Genomic DNA, 22,556 nt, shown 5'->3' on the forward strand with positions numbered 1-22,556 from the left:
GGGTTACCCCTCGAATCTCCACGATTGCCGCCCCATATCGGGTCGGCAGCAGGAAAGCGCGATAAGGCGGCGGGGACGGCAGGGTTCCCGACGTAACGCGTTGGGAGACAGTCAGATTTCGGGCTTTTTCAGTCCGTGAAACCACCAGTTATGACGGGCGGGTGCAGTCATGCGCCCGCGCGTCGTTTTGCGTTTTGAAGGTCTAAAGTGCGGGTTCAGGATTTAATTCCTGAAAGTGGGCTTTGTTCCTTTTGAGCGATTCGACAATTCAACCCGGGGGCGACGGCAGTCGCGCTTCGGAAGGTTCGCCTACTAAGGCGACGAAAATGAGAGGCCACGATGGCGCAGCAGACATTCACCGGTCGCAAACGGGTCCGCAAGTTCTTCGGACACATCAAGGAAGTCGCCGAGATGCCGAACCTGATCGAGGTTCAGAAGGCATCCTATGACCAATTCCTGATGGTCGATGAACCTCCGGGCGGCCGGCTGGACGAGGGCCTGCAGGCGGTGTTCCGCTCGGTGTTCCCGATCTCGGATTTCTCCGGCACCTCGATGCTGGAATTCGTCCGCTACGAGTTCGAGCCGCCGAAATACGACGTCGACGAGTGCCGCCAGCGCGGCATGACCTATGCTGCGCCGCTGAAGGTGACGCTGCGCCTGATCGTGTTCGATATCGACGAGGAAACCGGCGCCAAGTCGGTCAAGGACATCAAGGAGCAGGACGTCTACATGGGCGACATCCCGCTCATGACCATGAACGGCACCTTCGTCGTCAACGGCACCGAGCGCGTCATCGTCTCGCAGATGCACCGTTCGCCCGGCGTGTTCTTCGACCACGACAAGGGCAAGACCCATTCGTCCGGCAAGCTATTGTTTGCCGCGCGCGTGATTCCGTATCGCGGTTCCTGGCTCGACATCGAGTTCGACGCCAAGGACATCGTGTTCGCGCGCATCGACCGCCGCCGCAAGATCCCCGTGACCTCGCTGATGTACGCGCTCGGTCTCGACGGCGAGCAGATCCTTTCGACGTTCTACAAGAAGATCAATTTCAAGCGCGCCAAGGACGGCTGGCGCGTGCCGTTCGACGCCGCCCGTTTCCGCGGCTACTCGACCATCAACGACCTGATCGACGCCGACACCGGCAAGGTGGTGCTCGAGGCCGGCAAGAAGCTGACCGTGCGCGCGGCGCGCCAGTTGCAGGAAAAGGGCCTGAAAGCCCTGCGCCTGTCGGATGAAGAGCTGATCGGCAACTATCTCGCCGAGGATCTCGTCAACCCAAAGACCGGTGAAATCTATGCCGAGGCCGGCGAGGAGCTCACCGAAAAGTCGCTGAAGGCACTGAACGAGCAGGGCTACAAGGAACTGCCGCTGCTCGATATCGACCACGTCAATGTCGGTGCCTACATCCGCAACACGCTGCATGCCGACAAGAACATGACGCGTGAAGACGCGTTGTTCGATATCTACCGCGTGATGCGTCCGGGCGAGCCGCCGACGATCGATTCGGCCCAGACCATGTTCCAGTCGCTGTTCTTCGACGCCGAGCGTTATGACCTCTCCGCGGTCGGCCGCGTCAAGATGAACATGCGCCTCGAACTCGATGCGCCCGACACCCACCGCACGCTGCGCAAGGAAGACATCCTGGCGGTCATCAAGACGCTGGTCGACCTGCGCGACGGCAAGGGCGAGATCGACGATATCGACCACCTCGGCAACCGCCGTGTGCGTTCGGTCGGCGAATTGATGGAGAACCAGTACCGCATCGGTCTCCTTCGTATGGAGCGCGCGATCAAGGAGCGCATGTCCAGCGTCGATATCGACACTGTGATGCCGCAGGATCTGATCAACGCCAAGCCGGCGGCCGCCGCGGTGCGCGAGTTCTTCGGCTCCTCGCAGCTCTCGCAGTTCATGGACCAGACCAACCCGCTGTCGGAGATCACCCACAAGCGCCGTCTCTCGGCGCTTGGACCGGGCGGTCTGACCCGCGAGCGCGCCGGTTTCGAGGTGCGCGACGTGCATCCGACGCATTACGGCCGCATCTGCCCGATCGAGACGCCGGAAGGTCCGAACATCGGCCTGATCAACTCGCTGGCGACGTTCGCCCGCGTCAACAAGTACGGCTTCGTCGAAACGCCCTACCGCAAGGTGAAGGACGGCCGCGTCACTGACGAGGTCGTGTATCTCTCGGCGATGGAGGAGGGTCGTTATCGCGTGGCGCAGGCCAACGTGCCGCTCGATGCCAAGGGTCGCTTCACCGAAGACCTGATCGTCTGCCGTCACGCCGGCGAAGTGCTGCCGATCACGCCGGACAAGGTCGACTATATGGACGTGTCGCCGAAGCAGCTCGTCTCTGTTGCCGCAGCGCTGATCCCGTTCCTCGAGAACGACGACGCCAACCGCGCGCTGATGGGCTCGAACATGCAGCGCCAGGCGGTGCCGCTGGTTCGCGCCGAGGCGCCGTTCGTCGGTACCGGCATGGAAGGCGTGGTGGCCCGTGACTCCGGTGCTGCGATCGCCGCCCGTCGTTCCGGCGTGGTCGACCAGATCGACGCCACCCGCGTCGTGATCCGCGCCACCGAAGATCTCGATCCGACCAAGTCGGGCGTCGATATCTACCGGCTGATGAAGTACCAGCGCTCCAACCAGTCGACCTGCATCAACCAGCGTCCGCTGGTGAAGGTCGGCGACATCGTCAAGAAGGGCGACATCATCGCCGACGGTCCCTCGACCGATCTCGGCGAGCTCGCGCTCGGCCGTAACGTGCTGGTCGCGTTCATGCCGTGGAATGGCTACAACTTCGAAGACTCGATCCTGCTCTCCGAGCGGATCGTGAAGGACGACGTCTTCACCTCGATCCATATCGAGGAGTTCGAGGTGATGGCCCGCGACACCAAGCTCGGACCTGAGGAAATCACCCGCGACATTCCGAACGTTTCGGAAGAAGCGCTGAAGAACCTCGACGAAGCCGGCATCGTCTATATCGGCGCCGAAGTCCGCGCCGGCGACATCCTGGTCGGCAAGATCACGCCGAAGGGCGAAAGCCCGATGACGCCGGAAGAAAAACTTCTGCGCGCCATCTTCGGCGAAAAGGCTTCCGACGTCCGCGACACCTCGCTGCGCGTGCCTCCGGGCGTGCAGGGCACGATCGTGGAAGTGCGTGTGTTCAACCGCCACGGCGTCGACAAGGACGAGCGCGCGCTGGCGATCGAGCGGGAAGAGATCGAGCGTCTGGCCAAGGACCGCGACGACGAGCAGGCGATCCTTGACCGTAACGTCTACGGCCGCCTCGCCGAACTCCTTGAAAACCGCCAGGGCATCGCGGGTCCGAAGGGCTTCAAGAAGGACACCAAGATCACGCGCGCCGTGCTCGAGGAGTATCCGAAGTCGCAGTGGTGGATGTTTGCATCACCGAACGACAAGCTGATGGCCGAAATCGAGGCGATGCGGAAGCAGTACGACGAATCGAAGAAGGGCCTTGAACAGCGCTTCCTCGACAAGGTCGAAAAGCTGCAGCGTGGTGACGAGTTGCCGCCCGGCGTGATGAAGATGGTCAAGGTCTTCGTCGCGGTGAAGCGCAAGATCCAGCCAGGCGACAAGATGGCCGGCCGCCACGGCAACAAGGGCGTGGTGTCCAAGATCGTTCCGATCGAGGACATGCCGTTCCTCGAGGACGGTACGCACGCGGATATCGTGCTCAATCCGCTCGGCGTGCCCTCGCGCATGAACGTCGGCCAGATTCTGGAGACGCATCTCGGTTGGGCCTGCGCCGGCCTCGGCAAGCGCATCGGCCAGACCATCGACGGCTATTATCAGAAGCAGGATCTCAAGCCGCTGCGCGAGACCCTGAAGAAGATCTATGGCGACGATGAAACCATCAAGACGCTGAACGACAACGAGCTGATGGAGCTGGGTCGCAATCTGAGCCACGGCGTGCCGATCGCGACGCCGGTGTTCGACGGCGCCAAGGAAGCCGACATCGAGGAGATGCTGAAGCTCGCGGGCTTCGATGCCTCCGGCCAGTCGACCGTCTATGACGGCCGTACCGGCGACGCCTTCGATCGCAAGGTGACGGTAGGCTACATCTACATGCTCAAGCTGCACCATCTGGTCGACGACAAGATCCACGCGCGTTCGATCGGTCCGTACTCGCTCGTCACCCAGCAGCCGCTGGGAGGCAAGGCGCAGTTCGGCGGCCAGCGTTTCGGCGAAATGGAGGTGTGGGCGCTGGAAGCCTACGGCGCGGCCTACACGCTGCAGGAAATGCTGACCGTGAAGTCGGACGACGTCGCCGGCCGTACCAAGGTGTACGAGGCGATCGTGCGCGGCGACGACACGTTCGAGGCGGGTATTCCGGAATCGTTCAACGTGCTGGTCAAGGAAATGCGCTCGCTCGGCCTCAACGTCGACCTGCACAATTCCAAGATGGGACCGGCGCCGACGTCCGAGGCGGCTGAGTAACGCTTGAGATTCCATGTCCGACCCAAGGCGCGAGGCAAGCTTCGCGCAAAAGGGCCGGGCATTCGCGCTCCTCTCGGACGTTGAGTGGGGCGCGCACCAAATAAGAGTTTCGAATTTGCTGCCGGTGACGACCGGCACGCGAGGAGAAGACGATGAACCAAGAAATTATGAATCTCTTCAATCCGACGACCCCGGCCCAGGTCTTCGACCAGATCCGGATCTCGATTGCGTCCCCGGAGAAGATTCTGTCCTGGTCCTACGGCGAGATCAAGAAGCCGGAGACCATCAATTATCGGACGTTCAAGCCGGAGCGCGACGGCCTGTTCTGCGCCCGCATCTTCGGGCCGATCAAGGATTACGAGTGCTTGTGCGGCAAGTACAAGCGGATGAAGTACAAGGGCATCATCTGCGAAAAGTGCTCGGTCGAAGTGACCCTGTCGCGCGTCCGGCGCGAGCGCATGGGCCATATCGAACTGGCTGCACCTGTTGCCCACATCTGGTTCCTGAAGTCGCTGCCGTCCCGCATCGGCCTTCTGCTTGACATGACGTTGAAGGATCTCGAGCGGATCCTGTACTTCGAATACTACGTCGTGCTGGAGCCGGGCCTGACCGCGCTCAAGGACCGTCAGCTCTTGTCGGAAGACGAGTACCTGAAGGCGCAGGACGAATACGGCCAGGATTCGTTCACCGCCATGATCGGCGCGGAAGCGATCCGCGAGCTGTTGAAGGGTCTTGAGCTCGAAAAGCTCGAGCAGTCCCTGCGCGCGGAGATGCAGGAGACGGAATCCGACATCAAGCACAAGAAGCTCGCCAAGCGGCTGAAGATCGTCGAAGCGTTCCGCTATTCCGGCAACAAGCCGGAGTGGATGATCCTGACCGTGGTGCCGGTGATCCCGCCGGACCTGCGTCCGCTGGTGCCGCTCGACGGCGGCCGCTTCGCGACCTCGGACCTCAACGACCTCTACCGCCGCGTCATCAACCGCAACAACCGCTTGAAGCGGCTGATGGAGCTGCGCGCGCCCGACATCATCATCCGCAATGAAAAGCGCATGCTGCAGGAGGCTGTCGACGCACTGTTCGACAACGGCCGCCGCGGCCGCGTCATCACCGGCGCCAACAAGCGCCCGCTGAAGTCGCTGGCCGACATGCTCAAGGGCAAGCAGGGCCGCTTCCGGCAGAACCTGCTCGGCAAGCGCGTCGACTATTCGGGCCGTTCGGTGATCGTGGTCGGTCCCGAGCTGCGGCTGCATCAGTGCGGCCTGCCGAAGAAGATGGCGCTCGAACTGTTCAAGCCGTTCATCTATTCGCGGCTCGACGCCAAGGGTCTGTCCACCACCGTGAAGCAGGCGAAGAAGCTGGTCGAAAAGGAGCGTCCCGAGGTCTGGGATATCCTCGACGAGGTGATCCGCGAGCATCCGGTGCTGCTCAACCGCGCGCCGACGCTGCACCGCCTCGGCATCCAGGCGTTCGAGCCGGTGTTGATCGAAGGCAAGGCGATCCAGCTCCATCCGCTGGTTTGCGCGGCGTTCAACGCCGACTTCGACGGCGACCAGATGGCCGTGCACGTTCCGCTGTCGCTGGAAGCGCAGTTGGAAGCGCGCGTCCTGATGATGTCGACCAACAACATCCTGCATCCGGCGAATGGTCAGCCGATCATCGTGCCGTCGCAGGACATCGTGCTCGGCCTCTACTATCTCTCGATCATGCGTGAAGGCCTGCCCGGCGAGGGCAAGATCTTCGGCGACATGGCCGAGCTCGAGCACGCCCTGCATTCGAAGGTCATCCACCTCCACACCAAGATCAAGTACCGGTGGGAGGGCACCGACGAGAGCGGCAAGACCACCAAGCGCTGGATCGAAACCACCGCTGGCCGCGTCATGCTCGGCAACGTGCTGCCGAAGAACCCGCGGATTTCGTACGACATCATCAACAAGCTGATGACTAAGCGCGAAATCTCGGGCGTGATCGACCAGGTCTACCGCCACTGCGGTCAGAAGGAGACCGTGATCTTCTGCGACCGCATCATGGCGCTCGGCTTCTATAATGCGTTCAAGGCCGGCATCTCGTTCGGCAAGGACGACATGGTCGTGCCGCACAGCAAGTGGAAGATCGTCGACACCACCCGTACGCTGGCAAAGGATTTCGAGCAGCAGTACAACGACGGCCTGATCACCCATGGCGAGAAGTACAACAAGGTGGTCGATGCCTGGTCGAAGGCGACCGAAGAAATCGCCAAGGAGATGATGAAGGAAATCTCCTCGACCAAGAAGACGCCGAAGGGCGCCGACGCCGACATCAACTCGATCTACATGATGGCGCATTCGGGCGCGCGCGGTTCGCCGGCCCAGATGCGTCAGCTCGCCGGTATGCGCGGCCTGATGGCGAAGCCCTCGGGTGAGATCATCGAGACGCCGATCATTTCCAACTTCAAGGAAGGTCTGTCGGTGCTCGAATACTTCAACTCGACCCACGGCGCCCGCAAGGGTCTCGCGGACACCGCGTTGAAGACCGCGAACTCCGGTTACCTGACCCGCCGCCTGGTCGACGTGGCGCAGGACTGCATCATCACGCAGGACGATTGCGGCACCAAGCTCGGCATCAAGATGCGCGCCATCGTCGATGCCGGCACGGTGGTCGCTTCGCTGGCCTCGCGTATTCTCGGCCGCACCGCGGGCGAGGATCTGCGCGATCCCGCGACCAACAAGGTCGTGGTCAAGCGCGGCACGCTGATGGAGGAGACGCATGTCGACGCCATCCAGCAGGCCGGCATCCAGGAAGTGAAGATTCGCTCGGCGCTGACCTGCGAACTCGTCAACGGCATCTGCGGCAAGTGCTACGGCCGCGATCTGGCCCGCGGCACGCCGGTCAACCACGGCGAGGCGGTCGGTGTCATCGCCGCCCAGTCGATCGGTGAACCCGGCACGCAGCTCACGATGCGCACGTTCCACATCGGCGGCGCGGCGCAGATCAACGAGCAGTCGTTCGTAGAATCGAACTTCGAGGGCAAGGTCACCATCAAGAACAAGTCCATCGCCCGAAACAGCGAAGGTCACTTGATCGCGATGGTTCGCAACATGGTTGTTGCGATCGTCGATGCCGACGGAACCGAGCGTGCGACCCACCGCATTCAGTACGGCGCGCGCATGCACGTCGACGAGGGCGACATGGTCAAGCGCGGCCAGCGCATCGCGGAGTGGGATCCGTACACCCGTCCGGTTCTCACCGAAGTTGAGGGCACCATCGGGTTCGAGGACCTCGTCGAGGGTCAGTCGATCTCGGAAACGCTCGACGAATCCACCGGTATCGCCAAGCGCGTCGTCATCGATTGGCGTGCGTCGCGCGGTGGTGCCGATCTGCGTCCGGCCATCGTGGTCAAGGGCAAGGACGGCAAGGTGCTCAAGCTGCCGCGCGGCGGCGATGCCCGATACATGCTCTCGGTCGACGCCATCCTGTCGGTGGATACCGGCGCGAAGGTCAAGGCCGGTGACATCCTGGCGCGTATCTCGACCGAAAGCGCCAAGACCCGCGACATCACCGGCGGTCTGCCGCGGGTGGCCGAATTGTTCGAGGCCCGCAAGCCGAAGGACGCGGCGATCATCGCGGAAATCGCCGGCACGATCCGTTTCGGCCGCGACTACAAGAACAAGCGCCGCATCTCGATCGAGCCGATGGACAAGACCGAGGAGCCGCGCGAGTACCTGATCCCGAAGGGCAAGCACATCCATCTGCAGGACGGCGACATCGTCGAAAAGGGCGATTTCATCGTCGAAGGCAATCCGGCGCCGCACGACATCCTGGCGATCAAGGGCATCGAGGAACTCGCTGCCTATCTGGTCAACGAAATCCAGGAGGTCTACCGGCTGCAGGGCGTGCTCATCAACGACAAGCACATCGAAGTGATTGTCCGTCAGATGCTGCAGAAGGTCGAGGTCACCGACCAGGGCGACACCGACATGATCTCGGGCGAACAGGTCGACAAGATCGAGTTCGACGCGCTCAACCTGAAGGCCAAGGAAGAGGGCAAGAAGCCCGCCACGGGAACGCCGGTTCTGCTCGGCATCACCAAGGCGAGCCTGCAGACCCGCTCGTTCTTCTCGGCGGCCTCGTTCCAGGAGACCACTCGCGTGCTCACCGAAGCCGCCGTCAACGGCAAGGTGGATCCGCTGGAAGGCCTCAAGGAAAACGTCATTGTCGGCCGGCTGATCCCGGCGGGCACCGGCGCCTCGATGGCCAAGATCCGCGAAGTCGCCGTCAAACGCGACAAGCTGATCCTGGACGAACGCGAGAAGCAGGCGGCCATCGTGCCGACCGCTCCGGAAGCCGAACCGCTGGCGCTGCCGCCGGCGGAGTAAGGCTTCCAGGCCAATCAACAGGAAAGCCGGCTGCGAAGCCGGCTTTTTCTTTTTACGAGCGAGGATATTGCTTCACCCGGATGGGTGACCGCTGCTATCAAGTCAGGAAATGGCCTCCTGCCAGAACGGTAATGTTTGCAATTCCCCATGAGCGGCTCGGCTCATTCTGAACCCCTGATCGACCGCATCTACGAGGCGGGGCTCATTCCATCGCTTTGGCCGGCTGTGCTCGGCGAACTCAGCGCAGCGATCGGCGGCAATGGCGGCTTTGTGTTCGGCGTGCGCGACGGCTACACGAGCGCGGTCAATTCTGTCGAATATGACCAGCTCATGCCGGTGTTCTTGGGAGAGGGATGGAGCGAACGCGATCCAAATCTGCCGCGCGCCATTGCCCTCAATCATGCAGGCTTCGTCACCGACTATGATCTCCTCTCGGAGGAGGAGATTGCGACAAACGACGTCTATTGCAACTTTTACCGCAAACACGGCCTTGGCTACCGCGCCGGGACGATCATTCCGATGCCAAGCGGCGATTCAATCGCGATCGTGATGCCGCGGCATCAGGATCATGGCCCGGTGCCGCGCGAAGTCGTCACCTTGCTGGATGGATTGCGGCCGCATCTGGCCCGCGCTTCGCTTGCGGCAAACCGCATCGGCTTCGAGCGCGCCCGTGCGCAGGCTGATGCGTTGCAGGTGTTGGGGCTGCCCGGCGCGGTGTTGCACGGGCGCGGCCGGGTGTTCGCCGCAAACGGTTTGTTCGAAGCGCTGGTCCCTTCGCTGTTTCAGGATCGTATCGAGCGCGTCACGATGACGGATGTCACGGCGGACGCGCTGCTTACGGACGCGCTCGGTCCGCAGTCCCTTGCCGGCGGTCGGACCGTCAAGTCGATACCGGTCGCTGCGACGGCAGACCGCGTGCCGATGGTGCTGCATGTCATCCCCGTGCGCGGCGATGCGCGCGATATCTTCACCCAGGCCACCGCGCTATTGGTGGTGACGCCGGTCGATCGCGCCGTGGTGCCGACGGCGGAAGTCCTGCAAGGCTTGTTCGACCTGACGCCGGCGGAGGCACGCGTGGCGCGGGGCATCGGCCAGGCTGTCACGATCGATGCACTTGCGGACGCAACCGGCGTCAATCGGGAGACGGTGCGCAGCCAGCTCAAGGCCGTGCTATCGAAGACCGGCCTGTCACGCCAGCAGGAGCTTGTCAGCCTGCTCGCCGGCAAGGCGTTCCGTGGGAGTTAGACAACCGCGCCGTGCAGCTTCAGAGGCGAAACGGCCGGCTCTCCCGCCGGCAGAATGAGACCCCGCAAGAATACGGTGCGCAGACAAAAGGCCGGCGCAAGGCGGCCTTTTTGCTGCTTTCTTTCTTTGTTGCGGTGCGAGGACCTGCTTTGTTCATCTTCCCTTCAGGGTGAAAAGGGCCTTTGGTAATTCAGTTTAGACCGGCGCCTCCTTGGGGAGGGGGCGGCGGAGGGGCGACGGAACTTACATGTTGGATCTTGCAATCGTTGGCGGCGGCCCAGGCGGCTTGATGAGCGCCTGGTACCTGAAGAAAAAGCTTGGCGATCTGTGCCGCGTTACGATTTACGAGGCGTCCGACCGGGTCGGGGGCAAGATCGTCTCGCGCAAATTCGATTCCGCGCCGGCGATGTATGAGGCGGGCGTCGCCGAAATCTACGATTACTCGATGACCGGCCCGGATCCCCTACGGGAGCTGATCCAGCATTTCGGATTGCAGACCATTCCGATGGACGCCGAGCAGGTGCACCTCGACGGCGTGCTGCTCAATGACGTGCCGGGCATGCGCCGCAAGTATGGCGAGAAGACCGCGGCTGCGATCGAGGCGTTCCGCAAGCGCTGCGCCGATTTGGTGTCGCCGATCGAATATTACGAGGGCGTCGGCGCCCACGACAACGAGCATCCCTGGGCCTACATGACTTGCGAGGAAGTGCTCGACAAGGAAGTCGACGATCCCACGGCCAAACGCTTCTTCAAGGTGATGGCGCGCTCGGATATCGCAACCGAGGCCCACAACACCAACGGCCTGAATGCGCTGAAGAACTTCGTGATGGATATCGACGGCTACATCGGCCTGTACTCGATCCAGAACGGCAATGAGCAGTTGATCGAATGCCTGCGCTCGGAAGTCGACGCTGACATCCAGCTCAATCACCGCGTGCTGAAGGTCGGAAAAACCGCTTCCGGCCGCTATCAGCTCAACATGATGAACGGGAAGGGGCCCGAGACACGGGATTTCGATCTGGTCTTGATGTGTCTGCCGCATTCCTGGCTCGCCACCATGGGCTGGGACGGCGAGGAATTGCGCAAGTCGATGGTCAAGCACATCGCCTATTTCGACCGTCCGGCGCATTACTTGCGGGTCTCGATCCTGTTCGACGAACCGTTCTGGGGCGAGAAGATCCCCGGCGCCTGGTTCATGTCGGAAGCGTTCGGCGGCTGCTGCGTCTACAACGAGGGTGCCCGCCACGACGTCGGCAGGCACGGCGTGCTCAACTGGCTGATCGCGGGCTCGGACGCACTGGCATTTGCCAATCTCAGCGACCAGGAACTGATCGATGCCGCCATCAAGTCGCTGCCGGCTTCGTTCGGTAACGCCCGCGATCATTTCCTGGAAGGCAAGATTCACCGCTGGCTATCGTCGGTGAACGCGCTGCCCGGCGGCTTGCCGGTGCGCGACGTCCTGACCAACCATCGCCCGGAGCCGAAGCAGCATCCGGGAATCGTGGTGGTCGGCGACTATCTTTTCGATTCGACGCTGAACGGGCTGCTCGATTCCTCCGACGCCGCCACCGACATCATTTTGACCGAGATGATGCGGTTGCGCCGCGCGCGTGCGCAACAGGGCGAGGTATCGCCCGACAAGATCGACCGCAGCTATTTCGAGAATTACCGTGGGCTGGGCCCCTACAGCGAAGTCTGGAGCCAGTTTACCGATCCGGCCTATCTGACGGAACTGATCAAGATCGTCTGGAGCAGGACCAAGGGTTACAAGCTCCTGGTCGCCGGCTCCGCCAGCGGGGAATTGGTCGGCGCGCTGCGCGAGCGCGGCATCGATGCCTGGGGTATCGAGAACAACCGGGCGATCCACGCCAAGACGCCGACTGCGCTGAAGAAGTTCAACAAGCTCGGCTCGATCGTCGACATGCCGTTCAAGGACGACGAGTTCGATTTCGTGTTCGAGACCAGTCTGTGTCATGTCGCCGAAAGGCAGGTCCCGCGGGCGGTGCGCGAATTGAACCGCGTCGTGAAGATCGGCCTGGTGTTCGGATCGGTGACGTCGGACATGGCCCCTGCACTGATCGACCGTTACGATTTGTTGCGCGGCGTGAAGAAGCTCGGCACCTGGTGGGAATGGTCTGAATTATTCTTCGGCAACGGATTCGACCTCTCGATGCACCGGCGCGACTGCACCGATGCGGTATGGGCAGCGACGCTGGCTGCCAACAAGGGGCCGGGGCAGTGGTATGCCGACGCCGACAGCCTGCGCTATTCGTTTTTTGACAAGGTCGAATCGGACGATTGAGCACCGACTGGTTGTATTGAGCGTGACCGCTCCGCTGAAGCAGAGCCGGTCACGCCAATGTTTGCCGAATTGATCCCGATCGCATAGAATCCGTGTGGTAGCGCCCGCCGCTGCCGCGTTCGATTTGCGGTCATGCCGGCCGTGCAGCATCGGTTGGTTTCATGGCGCCCAAGCCCCCGTCCTCGGATGATCAGAATCCCGCGCCGGCGGACGATCCCGAGCTTGCGAAGAAGCTCGCGGCCGGGGCTGCCGCTGCGCCCGCTGCCGGTGGCAAGGCGGCCGGGATCCCCCCCGACGCTGACAAGGACGACGAAGAGGACGAGATCGAGCTCGACGACAATGATGATGACGAGGACCTCGTCGTTTTCACCGCCAAGGAAGCCGCCGGCGCGCTGGCGACCATCTACGGCTTCGTCAAGCCGTATCTGGGCAATTACAGGAAGCTGCTCGTCTTCGTGACCTTCGGCGTTCTCGTCGAGACACTGTTCAACGTCATCATGCCGTTGAGCCTGAAATTCCTGATCGACGATGCGCTGGGCGAAGAGGATTTTCAGGCGCTCTACAAGATTCTCGGCGTGCTCGCGGTCGCCGGTATCATCACCTCGATCATCGCGGTCTGGTACGAGCGTTGGGATGCGCGGCTGGCAGCGTGCGTCATTGCCGATGTGCGGACGCGGCTGTTCGAGCACGTCCAGAACCTGCCGGCGTCGTATTTTGCCCGCACCAAGCGCGGCGAAATCCTCTCGCGCTTCTCGATCGACCTCGCGGCCTTTGAGGGCTCGGTCAAGACGTTCGCCAACAGCGCCGCTTTGCCGTTCCTGGAACTGGTCGCCGGCATCATCCTGATGCTGTTCTTGAACTGGCAACTCGCGGCGGTCGCCCTCCTGGTATTCCCGATCACGCTGATCGGGCCGCGAATCCTGACGCCGAAGGCGGTGCAGGCGAATTACGAGCAGAAGCTCAATGAAGCGGCACTGCTCGGCACGGTGCAGGAAAACGTGGCTGCGCAGGCCGTGATCAAGGCGTTCAGCCTGCAGCGCCGCACGCTCGGCTGGTTCACCATGCGCAACCAGGATGTGCGCATCAAGACGGCGTCCGCCGTGTTCCTGTCGACCATGGTGGAGCGCACCGTCACCATTTCGGTGCTGCTGCTGCATCTTGTGGTGCTGGCGATCGGCGCCTATCTCGCCACCAAGGGCCAGATCACCATCGGCACCTTCGTCACCTTCGAGAGCGCGTTCTGGGAGGTGTCCTACAACATCGCCCATTTGATGCATTTCATCCCGGTGTCGATCCAGTCGGCGGCAGCCGTGCGGCACATGCAGGAACTGCTGGATGAGCCGACCCGCGGCGCCGACCGGCCGGGCGCACCGGATTTGCCGCCGATCACCAACGACATCACCTTCGACCGCGTCACCTTTGCCTACGAAGGCAGCGAGACGCCGGTGCTCGACAATTTCAGCCTCAAGCTCGATGTCGGCAAGCGCATCGCGATCGTGGGGCCGAGCGGCTCGGGCAAGAGCACGCTGCTCAACCTGATCCTGCGTCTTTACACGCCGGACGAGGGGCGGGTGGCGATCGACGGCATCGATATCCGCCGCGTGACCCGCGAGTCGCTGCGCGGAGGCATGGCCGTCGTGTTCCAGGACAACATGCTGTTCAACATGTCGATCCGCGAGAACATCCGACTTGGCAAGGAAGGCGCCACCGACAAGGAGGTCGAGGAAGCCGCGCGCAAGGCCGAGATTCACCGCTACATCATGAGCCTGCCGCAGAGATACGACACGCCGGTCGGCGAGCGCGGCGACACGCTATCCGGAGGCCAGCGCCAGCGCATCGCGATCGCGCGCGCCATCATCCGCAATCCCTCGCTGCTGCTGCTCGATGAAGCGACCTCGGCGCTCGACCAAACCACGGAAGCCGCAATCAATCGCACGCTGATGAAGGTGGCGGAAGGGCGCACCATGGTCTGGTCGACCCACCGCCTGACGTCGGTGGTCGAGATGGACGAGATCATCGTGATTTCAGGCGGCAAGGCAATCGAGCGCGGCTCGCATGCGCAGTTGCTCGCGGCCAACGGCGTCTATCGCAAGCTCTGGGACGACCAGGGTCACACGCCGTATAGCGCCGCCGCCCAGGCCGACGTCGTCGACGACGATGATGATGATGATGATGATGACGACGACGAGTAGTCCAGACTGCCGCGATCAGGAAATGTCAGACGAGAGTTTTAATGAAGGTTGTTGGACGACTTGAAAGCGTTTGGCGTTACCCGGTGAAGAGCATGCCGGGAGAATCCCTGCCCGAGGCCTATGTCAGCTTTGCCGGCGTGCTCGGCGACCGGGTCTACGCTGTCCATCATGCGGGCGCGCCCAAGTCCTTTCCATTCCTCACCGCACGAAGCAGGAAGGAAATGCTACGATTTCGCCCGCGGTTTCGCCGTCCCGAGCTGACGCTTGTACCGGGCAACCTGACCGATGCAGAAACCCGCGGTCCTGGCCTGACACCGCTGTTTCCGTCTAGCGAGGATCTGGCGCTTGAGATCGAAGCGCCGAACGGAAAAGCTCTTTCGGCGTCCGACCCGGCGCTGTTGGGTCTGATCGGAGGTGATCAGCTCAACGCTTCCGACCTGACCATCATACGCTCGGACCGCGCCCTAACGGACTGTCGCCCGGTTTCGTTGCTTGCAACCCAGACGGTCGATGGAATTGGCCGCGCGGTGGGCTTGACGCTCGACAAGCGTCGCTTTCGCGAAAACCTCTATGTCGATCTAAATTCCGGTGAAAGCTTTGCCGAAGACGCATTCGTCGGCCGGCGACTGCGGATCGGTCCGAAACTGACGGTCCACATTCTGGAATGCGATATCCGTTGTCGCATGATCGGCATTGATCCGGAGTCGCTCGACGAGAATCCCGAGATTTTGCGGTATGTAGCAAAGAATCACGACGGGAGAGCCGGCGTCTACGCCGCTGTGCTGGTGGCGGGTCTGGTTCGCCCGGGTGACGATATCGTTCTTCAGGATTAGCCCGCCGACACGCCGTGGTGGCCGAGCGCAGCACCGAATCGGCGATTCCGGTCTGGCAGAAGCGGCCGAGCTGCTCGTCGCCGCTGATTTTTTCGAGGCGGAAGTCGAATGGGATAGACCTGATGCCCCGCGCGCCGGAGCATGGCGGCCGCGGTCTAATCGGCGAGGCCGCCGCCGATGATCGCAATATCGGTGTGCTTCACGAAGAATTCCGGCCCTATTTGCGCAAGTTTTGCGCCCCGAATGGCTTGGCCGGGAAAAACTGGAACCAGAAAATTGTGTTTCGGGCCGTATTTACCCGGGTAAAATATGCGACTCGCTCCATTCCGAAGAGGGCAGGGCATCGCCATTTCGGCTTTTCCGATGTCGCGGCAAACGCCAAATCCACAGGCCCCATAGGCGTTTCCAGCGTTCTCGTTTTGCTTGACTTAGCCATCCACCGCTTATAGAAGACGCCCACTTAACGACAGGCGGTGAGCTACGCCAGCGTCGGAACGGATCACCCTTTCAAATCCTTATGGGCAATTCCTAAAGGTACTGGACGGGCACCAACCTCGACGAATGCCGCTCAAACGCTGTCGATCATATAGCTAGGCAATGCCAGGACGATTTTAGTTCTCTTGAGCACGTCCTCTTGAGAGTGAACTCGGGTGCATGATCTCGGTAGCGGGCCGGACAGCGAACGCTGATCGGCCTTAATTCGCGATCCTCTGTGGCGTCGAAGCGCTTTCCGCTCAGCGATGGGTGGTTGGCGCGATTTCGTTTTGCGCGGATGTTTTTTTTCGCGTGAGGCGGGCCGAACGGAACGGCTAGTTCCGAGAAGAATTTACGAAAGCCATTCCAGGTTTTCGCGTGAACTAAAGGGTGAAGGCTGACATGCCGACGATCAACCAACTGATCGCAAATCCGCGTACGGTGCAGAAGTCGCGCAAGAAGGTGCCGGCGTTGCAGCAGTCGCCGCAGAAGCGCGGCGTTTGCACGCGCGTCTACACCACGACCCCGAAGAAGCCGAACTCGGCGCTTCGTAAGGTCGCCAAGGTGCGCCTGACCAACGGCTTCGAAGTGATCGGCTACATCCCGGGTGAAGGCCATAACCTTCAGGAGCACTCGGTGGTCATGATCCGCGGCGGCCGCGTCAAGGACTTGCCCGGCGTGCGCTACCACATCCTCCGCGGCGTCCTCGATACCCAGGGCGTCAAGAACCGTAAGCAGCGTCGTTCGAAGTACGGCGCGAAGCGTCCGAAATAAGCGGGAACAGACACGATGTCTCGTCGCCATTCTGCCGAAAAGCGTGAAGTCAACCCGGATCCGAAGTTCGGGAACATCATCATTACGAAGTTCATGAACTCGATCATGTACGACGGCAAGAAGTCCGCCGCCGAAAACATCGTCTATGGCGCGCTCGCCATGATCGAGGCCAAGACCAAGCAGGGGCCGCTCACGGTGTTCGAGCAGGCGCTGGAAAACGTCATGCCGACCATCGAAGTGCGGTCGCGCCGCGTCGGTGGCGCCACCTACCAGGTGCCGGTCGAAGTGCGTTCGGTCCGCCGCCAGGCGCTGGGCATTCGCTGGCTGATCACGGCCGCGCGCGAGCGCAACGAAAAGACGATGACGGAGCGGCTCTCGGCCGAGTTGCTCGACGCGTCGAATAACCGGGGAAACGCCGTCAAGAAGCGTGAAGACGTGCACCGGATGGCGGAAGCCAACCGCGCCTTCTCGCATTATCGCTGGTAACGGCGAAGAACGGATTTAAGGAACAGCCCATGCCCCGCCAACATGCCATCGAGGATTACCGTAACTTCGGTATCATGGCGCATATCGACGCCGGCAAGACCACGACGACTGAACGTATCCTCTATTACACCGGCAAGAGCCACAAGATCGGCGAAGTGCACGAAGGTGCCGCGACGATGGACTGGATGGAGCAGGAGCAGGAGCGTGGCATCACGATCACCTCGGCTGCGACCACCGCGTTCTGGAACGGCAAGCGCCTGAACATCATCGATACCCCCGGCCACGTCGACTTCACCATTGAAGTCGAGCGTTCGCTGCGCGTGCTCGACGGCGCGGTATGCGTGCTCGATTCCAACCAGGGCGTCGAACCGCAGACTGAAACCGTCTGGCGCCAGGGCGACAAGTACAAGGTTCCGCGCATCGTCTTCGCCAACAAGATGGACAAGACCGGCGCCGACTTCTTCAAGTGTCTGGCCGACATCGTCGACCGCCTCGGCGCCAAGCCGATCGCGATCCAGCTTCCGATCGGTGCCGAGAACAATTTCAAGGGCCTCGTCGATCTCGTGAAGATGCAGGGCATCATCTGGAACGATGAATCGCTCGGCGCCAAGTTCGACTATGTCGACATCCCGGCCGACCTCGTCGACCAGGCCAAGGAATACCGCGAGAAGATGGTGGAAGCCGCCGTCGAGCTCGACGACGACGCCATGGCCGCTTACCTCGACGGCAAGGAGCCGGACGAGGCGACCCTCAAGAAGCTGATCCGCAAGGCCGTGCTGACCGGCGCATTCTATCCGGTGCTGTGCGGCTCGGCGTTCAAGAACAAGGGCGTGCAGCCGCTGCTCGACGCCGTCGTCGACTACCTGCCGTCGCCGATCGACGTGCCCGCGATCAAGGGTACCGACGATGACGGCAATGAAGTGGTGCGCAAGGCCGACGACAAGGAGCCGCTGGCTCTGCTCGCGTTCAAGATCATGGACGACCCGTTCGTCGGCACCATCACCTTCTGCCGCATCTATTCGGGTATCCTGCAGTCGGGCACCGGGGTCATCAATTCGACCCGCGAGAAGAAAGAGCGTATCGGCCGCATGCTGTTGATGCATGCGAACAACCGCGAAGACATCAAGGAAGCCTATGCCGGCGACATCGTCGCGCTGGCTGGCCTGAAGGAAGCGCGCACCGGTGACACGCTGTGCGATCCCGACAAGCCGGTGATTCTGGAAAAGATGGAATTCCCGGAGCCGGTGATCGAAATCGCGATCGAGCCGAAGTCGAAGGCCGACCAGGAAAAGCTCGGCGTCGCGTTGGCAAAGCTCGCTGCCGAAGATCCGTCGTTCCGCGTGTCGACCGACCAGGAGTCCGGCCAGACCATCTTGAAGGGCATGGGCGAACTCCATCTCGACATCAAAGTCGACATCCTCAAGCGCACCTACAAGGTCGACGCCAACATCGGCGCGCCGCAGGTGGCGTTCCGCGAGCGGGTCACCAAGCGCGCTGAAGTCAAGTACACGCACAAGAAGCAGACCGGCGGTACCGGTCAGTTCGCCGAAGTGTCGATCATCGTGGAGCCGAACGAGCCCGGCAAGGGCTACGAGTTCGAGTCCAAGATCGTCGGCGGCGCGGTGCCGAAGGAATACATCCCCGGCGTCGAAAAGGGCCTCAACAGCGTGATGGGCTCGGGCGTGGTCGCCGGCTTCCCGGTGGTCGACGTCAAGGTTCAACTCGTCGACGGCAAGTATCACGACGTCGACTCGTCGGCGCTGGCCTTCGAAATCGCATCGCGCGCGGCATTCCGCGAAGCGCTGCAGAAGGGCAAGTCTGTTCTGCTCGAGCCGATCATGAAGGTCGAAGTGGTGACCCCGGAAGACTATACCGGTTCGGTCATCGGCGACCTGAATTCTCGGCGCGGCCAGATCCAGGGCCAGGACATGCGGGGCAACGCCAACGTCATCAACGCGATGGTGCCGCTCATGAACATGTTCGGCTACGTGAATAACCTGCGCTCGATGAGCCAGGGACGCGCGACCTTCACGATGCAATTCGATCACTACGCTGAAGCGCCGGCGAACGTGTCGGCAGAAGTCCAGAAGAAGTTTGCCTGATTGTCGTTGGTTGCAAGCTAACGACTGAACGGAGAGTCAAATGGCCAAAGCAAAGTTTGAACGTACTAAACCGCACTGCAACATCGGAACCATCGGTCACGTCGACCATGGCAAGACATCGCTGACCGCAGCGATCACCAAGGTGCTGGCTGAAACCGGCGGTGCGACGTTCACGGCGTACGACCAGATCGACAAGGCGCCGGAAGAGAAGGCGCGCGGCATCACCATCTCGACCGCTCACGTCGAGTATGAGACGAAGAACCGCCACTATGCCCACGTCGACTGCCCCGGCCACGCCGACTATGTGAAGAACATGATCACCGGCGCCGCCCAGATGGATGGTGCGATCCTGGTCGTGTCGGCCGCCGACGGCCCGATGCCGCAGACCCGCGAGCACATCCTGCTCGCCCGTCAGGTCGGCGTCCCCGCGCTCGTCGTGTTCCTGAACAAGTGCGACATGGTCGACGATCCGGAGCTGCTCGAGCTCGTCGAGCTCGAAGTTCGCGAACTGCTCTCGAAGTATGAATTCCCGGGCGACAAGATCCCGATCATCAAGGGCTCGGCGCTCGCCGCCCTCGAAGACAAGGACAAGAACCTCGGCCACGACGCCATCCTCGAGCTGATGCGCAATGTCGACGAATACATTCCGCAGCCGGAGCGTCCGGTCGACCAGCCGTTCCTGATGCCGGTGGAAGACGTGTTCTCGATCTCGGGCCGCGGCACCGTCGTCACCGGCCGTGTCGAGCGCGGCATCATCAAGGTCGGCGAGGAAATCGAAATCGTAGGCCTCCGCGACACCCAGAAGACCATCGTCACGGGCGTCGAAATGTTCCGCAAGCTGCTCGATCAGGGCCAGGCCGGCGACAATATCGGCGCGCTGCTGCGCGGCACCAAGCGCGAGGAAGTTGAGCGTGGCCAGGTGCTGGCGAAGCCCGGTTCGGTGAAGCCGCACACCAAGTTCAAGGCTGAGGCCTACATCCTGACCAAGGAAGAGGGCGGTCGTCACACCCCGTTCTTCACCAACTACCGGCCCCAGTTCTACTTCCGCACCACCGACGTGACCGGCGTCGTGCACCTGCCCGAAGGCACCGAGATGGTGATGCCGGGCGACAACATCGCGATGGAAGTGCACCTGATCGTGCCGATCGCGATGGAAGAAAAGCTGCGCTTCGCGATCCGCGAAGGCGGCCGCACCGTCGGCGCCGGCGTCGTCGCCGCCATCATCGAATAAGCGAATAGGGAATGGCGAGTAGCGAGTGGACCAGCTCCATTCGCTATTCGCTGCTCACCACTCGCCCTACGCGACAAAGAAAGACAAACGGCAATGAACGGCCAAAATATTCGCATCCGTCTCAAGGCGTTCGACCATCGAATCCTCGATACGTCGACCCGCGAGATCGTGAACACGGCGAAACGTACCGGTGCCCAGGTCCGCGGACCCATTCCGCTGCCCACCCGCATCGAGAAGTTCACCGTCAACCGTTCGCCACACGTCGACAAGAAGAGCCGCGAGCAATTCGAGATGCGCACCCACAAGCGCCTTCTCGACATTGTCGACCCGACCCCGCAGACCGTCGACGCGTTGATGAAGCTCGACCTGGCCGCCGGTGTCGACGTCGAGATCAAGCTCTAAGATTTTTTAGCTCGTCCGACTTTAGCGGACAGAAAGAACAGGAAGCACGCCGATGCGCTCCGGAGTGATCGCACAAAAGGTCGGGATGACGCGGGTCTTTACGGAGGCCGGCGAACATATCCCTGTGACCGTGCTGAAGCTGGGCAATTGCCAGGTGCTGGGCCACTGCACGACCGAAAAGAACGGGTACGTCGCGCTGCAGCTCGGTGCGGGTACCCGCAAGACCGTGTATCTGCCCAAGGCGGAGCGCGGCCAGTTTGCGGCGGCCAAGGTCGAGCCCAAGCGGAAAGTCGCCGAATTTCGCGTCTCGGAAGATGCGCTGATTCCGGTTGGCGCCGAGATCCAGGCGGACCATTTCGTGGTCGGCCAGTTCGTTGACGTCACCGGCACCTCGGTTGGTAAGGGTTTTGCCGGCGGCATGAAGCGCTGGAATTTCGGTGGCCTGCGCGCCACCCACGGTGTGTCGGTTTCGCACCGTTCGATCGGTTCGACCGGCGGTCGTCAGGATCCCGGCAAGACCTTCAAGAACAAGAAGATGCCCGGTCACATGGGTGTCGATCGCATCACTACGCTCAATTTGCGTGTGGTGCAGACCGACGTCGAGCGCGGTCTGATCCTGGTCGAGGGTGCCGTTCCCGGCTCCAAAGGTGGCTGGATCTCGGTGCGCGACGCCGTGAAGAAGCCGTTGCCGAAGGAAGCCCCGAAGCCCGGCAAGTTTAGGGTTGCTGGCGGTGAGCAGGCTGCTGCTGCGCCGGCCGAGCAGGAGGGCGCGTGAGATGGAACTGAAAGTCACGACGCTTGAGGGTAAGGAAGCCGGATCGGTCCAGCTCTCGGACGCGATCTTCGGTCTAGAGCCGCGCGCCGACATCATCCAGCGCTGCGTGCAATGGCAGCTCAACAAGCGCCAGGCCGGCACGCACAAGGCGAAGGGGCGCGCCGAAATCTGGCGCACCGGCAAGAAGATGTACAAGCAGAAGGGCACCGGCGGCGCCCGTCACGGCTCGGCCCGCGTGCCGCAGTTCCGCGGCGGTGGCCGTGCGTTCGGTCCGGTGGTTCGCTCCCACGCGACCGACCTGCCGAAGAAGGTGCGCGCGCTTGCGCTCAAGCATGCTTTGTCGGCGAAGGCCAAGGACGGCGGCCTGATCGTGATCGACAGCGCGCAGGTCAAGGAAGCCAAGACCAAGGCGCTGGTCGGCCATTTCAACGGCCTTGGGCTCACCAACGCGCTGATCATCGACGGCGCCGAGCTCAACAACGGTTTCGCGACCGCGGCCCGCAACATTCCGAACATTGACGTGCTGCCGATCCAGGGCATCAACGTCTACGACATTCTGCGCCGTCAGAAGCTCGTGCTGACGAAGGCGGCAGTCGATGCGCTGGAGGCGCGCTTCAAATGAAGAATATCGATCCGCGCCATTACGACGTGATCGTAGCCCCCGTCGTCACCGAAAAGGCGACGGTAGCGTCCGAGCACAACAAGGTCGTGTTCAAGGTCGCCAGCAAGGCGACCAAGCCGCAAATCAAGGAAGCCGTCGAGAAGCTGTTCGACGTCAAGGTGAAGAGCGTGAACACCCTGGTCCGCAAGGGCAAGACCAAGGTGTTCCGCGGCAATTTCGGTTCGCAGTCGGACGTCAAGCGGGCTGTCGTGACCCTCGAAGAGGGCCACCGCATCGACGTCACCACCGGACTATAAGGCGACACAGCG

At 62.0% G+C, this 22,556-nt stretch carries 15 protein-coding genes; all 15 read left to right on the forward strand.

The features are described 5' to 3' along the window. Window positions 1-339 precede the first annotated feature (339 nt). The 15 genes from rpoB to KJQ96_RS08770 all read left to right on the forward strand — a co-directional run bounded on the left by rpoB (window position 340) and on the right by KJQ96_RS08770 (window position 22,544). On the forward strand, window positions 340-4,458 hold the full coding sequence (gene rpoB / locus KJQ96_RS08700) for a DNA-directed RNA polymerase subunit beta (RefSeq protein ID WP_213245518.1): 4,119 nt from the start codon (window positions 340-342) through the stop codon (window positions 4,456-4,458). Between the two features lie 152 nt (window positions 4,459-4,610). Then, window positions 4,611-8,810 carry a DNA-directed RNA polymerase subunit beta' gene (rpoC, locus tag KJQ96_RS08705; RefSeq protein ID WP_213286270.1) on the forward strand — a complete coding sequence of 1,400 codons (4,200 nt, stop codon included), beginning with the start codon at window positions 4,611-4,613 and terminating at the stop codon, window positions 8,808-8,810. A 147-nt stretch (window positions 8,811-8,957) separates the two neighbouring features. After that, window positions 8,958-10,055, forward strand: coding sequence for a helix-turn-helix transcriptional regulator (locus KJQ96_RS08710; RefSeq protein ID WP_213286271.1), 1,098 nt, complete (start codon window positions 8,958-8,960; stop codon window positions 10,053-10,055). A 247-nt stretch (window positions 10,056-10,302) separates the two neighbouring features. Beyond that, window positions 10,303-12,357: an FAD-dependent oxidoreductase gene (locus KJQ96_RS08715; RefSeq protein ID WP_213286272.1), complete on the forward strand. Its 2,055-nt coding sequence runs from the start codon at window positions 10,303-10,305 to the stop codon at window positions 12,355-12,357. Between the two features lie 161 nt (window positions 12,358-12,518). Continuing rightward, window positions 12,519-14,549 (forward strand): ABC transporter ATP-binding protein, encoded by a 2,031-nt coding sequence (locus KJQ96_RS08720; RefSeq protein WP_213286273.1) that lies wholly within the window; start codon window positions 12,519-12,521, stop codon window positions 14,547-14,549. A gap of 41 nt (window positions 14,550-14,590) precedes the next feature. Further along, entirely contained in the window at window positions 14,591-15,382 is a 792-nt protein-coding gene (locus KJQ96_RS08725) for an MOSC domain-containing protein (RefSeq protein ID WP_256441604.1), read from the forward strand. A gap of 17 nt (window positions 15,383-15,399) precedes the next feature. Beyond that, window positions 15,400-15,831 (forward strand): hypothetical protein, encoded by a 432-nt coding sequence (locus tag KJQ96_RS41970; RefSeq protein WP_213286275.1) that lies wholly within the window; start codon window positions 15,400-15,402, stop codon window positions 15,829-15,831. A 427-nt stretch (window positions 15,832-16,258) separates the two neighbouring features. Then, complete coding sequence (gene rpsL / locus KJQ96_RS08735; RefSeq protein WP_027536823.1) at window positions 16,259-16,630, forward strand: 30S ribosomal protein S12; 372 nt, start codon at window positions 16,259-16,261, stop codon at window positions 16,628-16,630. Window positions 16,631-16,645: 15 nt separating this feature from the next. After that, window positions 16,646-17,116: a 30S ribosomal protein S7 gene (gene rpsG / locus KJQ96_RS08740; RefSeq protein ID WP_028349061.1), complete on the forward strand. Its 471-nt coding sequence runs from the start codon at window positions 16,646-16,648 to the stop codon at window positions 17,114-17,116. A gap of 29 nt (window positions 17,117-17,145) precedes the next feature. Next, window positions 17,146-19,218 (forward strand): elongation factor G, encoded by a 2,073-nt coding sequence (gene fusA, locus KJQ96_RS08745; protein ID WP_213286276.1) that lies wholly within the window; start codon window positions 17,146-17,148, stop codon window positions 19,216-19,218. A 40-nt stretch (window positions 19,219-19,258) separates the two neighbouring features. Then, the gene (gene tuf / locus KJQ96_RS08750; RefSeq protein WP_213286277.1) at window positions 19,259-20,449 is read left to right on the forward strand and encodes an elongation factor Tu; all 1,191 of its coding nucleotides are present in this window, start codon (window positions 19,259-19,261) and stop codon (window positions 20,447-20,449) included. Window positions 20,450-20,542: 93 nt separating this feature from the next. Further along, complete coding sequence (gene rpsJ / locus KJQ96_RS08755; RefSeq protein ID WP_002712302.1) at window positions 20,543-20,851, forward strand: 30S ribosomal protein S10; 309 nt, start codon at window positions 20,543-20,545, stop codon at window positions 20,849-20,851. A gap of 52 nt (window positions 20,852-20,903) precedes the next feature. Then, complete coding sequence (rplC, locus tag KJQ96_RS08760; protein ID WP_213286278.1) at window positions 20,904-21,626, forward strand: 50S ribosomal protein L3; 723 nt, start codon at window positions 20,904-20,906, stop codon at window positions 21,624-21,626. A 1-nt stretch (window position 21,627) separates the two neighbouring features. Next, window positions 21,628-22,248, forward strand: coding sequence for a 50S ribosomal protein L4 (gene rplD, locus KJQ96_RS08765; RefSeq protein WP_213286279.1), 621 nt, complete (start codon window positions 21,628-21,630; stop codon window positions 22,246-22,248). Next, complete coding sequence (locus KJQ96_RS08770; protein WP_028349056.1) at window positions 22,245-22,544, forward strand: 50S ribosomal protein L23; 300 nt, start codon at window positions 22,245-22,247, stop codon at window positions 22,542-22,544. The genes rplD and KJQ96_RS08770 overlap by 4 nt, the downstream gene beginning before the upstream one ends. The last annotated feature ends 12 nt before the right edge of the window (window positions 22,545-22,556 follow it).

Origin of the sequence: Bradyrhizobium sp. sGM-13, assembly GCF_018398875.1 — a bacterium.
Lineage (GTDB): Bacteria > Pseudomonadota > Alphaproteobacteria > Rhizobiales > Xanthobacteraceae > Bradyrhizobium.

What these genes read in the sequence shown, in the direction of transcription:
- KJQ96_RS08710 (WP_213286271.1), top strand. Translation starts at nt 8,958, where the DNA reads ATGAGCGGCTCGGCTCATTCTGAACCCCTGATCGACCGCATCTACGAG.
- tuf (WP_213286277.1), top strand. Translation starts at nt 19,259, where the DNA reads ATGGCCAAAGCAAAGTTTGAACGTACTAAACCGCACTGCAACATCGGA.
- rpsJ (WP_002712302.1), top strand. Translation starts at nt 20,543, where the DNA reads ATGAACGGCCAAAATATTCGCATCCGTCTCAAGGCGTTCGACCATCGA.
- KJQ96_RS08720 (WP_213286273.1), top strand. Translation starts at nt 12,519, where the DNA reads ATGGCGCCCAAGCCCCCGTCCTCGGATGATCAGAATCCCGCGCCGGCG.
- KJQ96_RS08725 (WP_256441604.1), top strand. Translation starts at nt 14,591, where the DNA reads ATGAAGGTTGTTGGACGACTTGAAAGCGTTTGGCGTTACCCGGTGAAG.
- rpsL (WP_027536823.1), top strand. Translation starts at nt 16,259, where the DNA reads ATGCCGACGATCAACCAACTGATCGCAAATCCGCGTACGGTGCAGAAG.
- rpoB (WP_213245518.1), top strand. Translation starts at nt 340, where the DNA reads ATGGCGCAGCAGACATTCACCGGTCGCAAACGGGTCCGCAAGTTCTTC.
- rpsG (WP_028349061.1), top strand. Translation starts at nt 16,646, where the DNA reads ATGTCTCGTCGCCATTCTGCCGAAAAGCGTGAAGTCAACCCGGATCCG.
- fusA (WP_213286276.1), top strand. Translation starts at nt 17,146, where the DNA reads ATGCCCCGCCAACATGCCATCGAGGATTACCGTAACTTCGGTATCATG.
- KJQ96_RS08770 (WP_028349056.1), top strand. Translation starts at nt 22,245, where the DNA reads ATGAAGAATATCGATCCGCGCCATTACGACGTGATCGTAGCCCCCGTC.
- rplD (WP_213286279.1), top strand. Translation starts at nt 21,628, where the DNA reads ATGGAACTGAAAGTCACGACGCTTGAGGGTAAGGAAGCCGGATCGGTC.
- rplC (WP_213286278.1), top strand. Translation starts at nt 20,904, where the DNA reads ATGCGCTCCGGAGTGATCGCACAAAAGGTCGGGATGACGCGGGTCTTT.
- KJQ96_RS08715 (WP_213286272.1), top strand. Translation starts at nt 10,303, where the DNA reads ATGTTGGATCTTGCAATCGTTGGCGGCGGCCCAGGCGGCTTGATGAGC.
- rpoC (WP_213286270.1), top strand. Translation starts at nt 4,611, where the DNA reads ATGAACCAAGAAATTATGAATCTCTTCAATCCGACGACCCCGGCCCAG.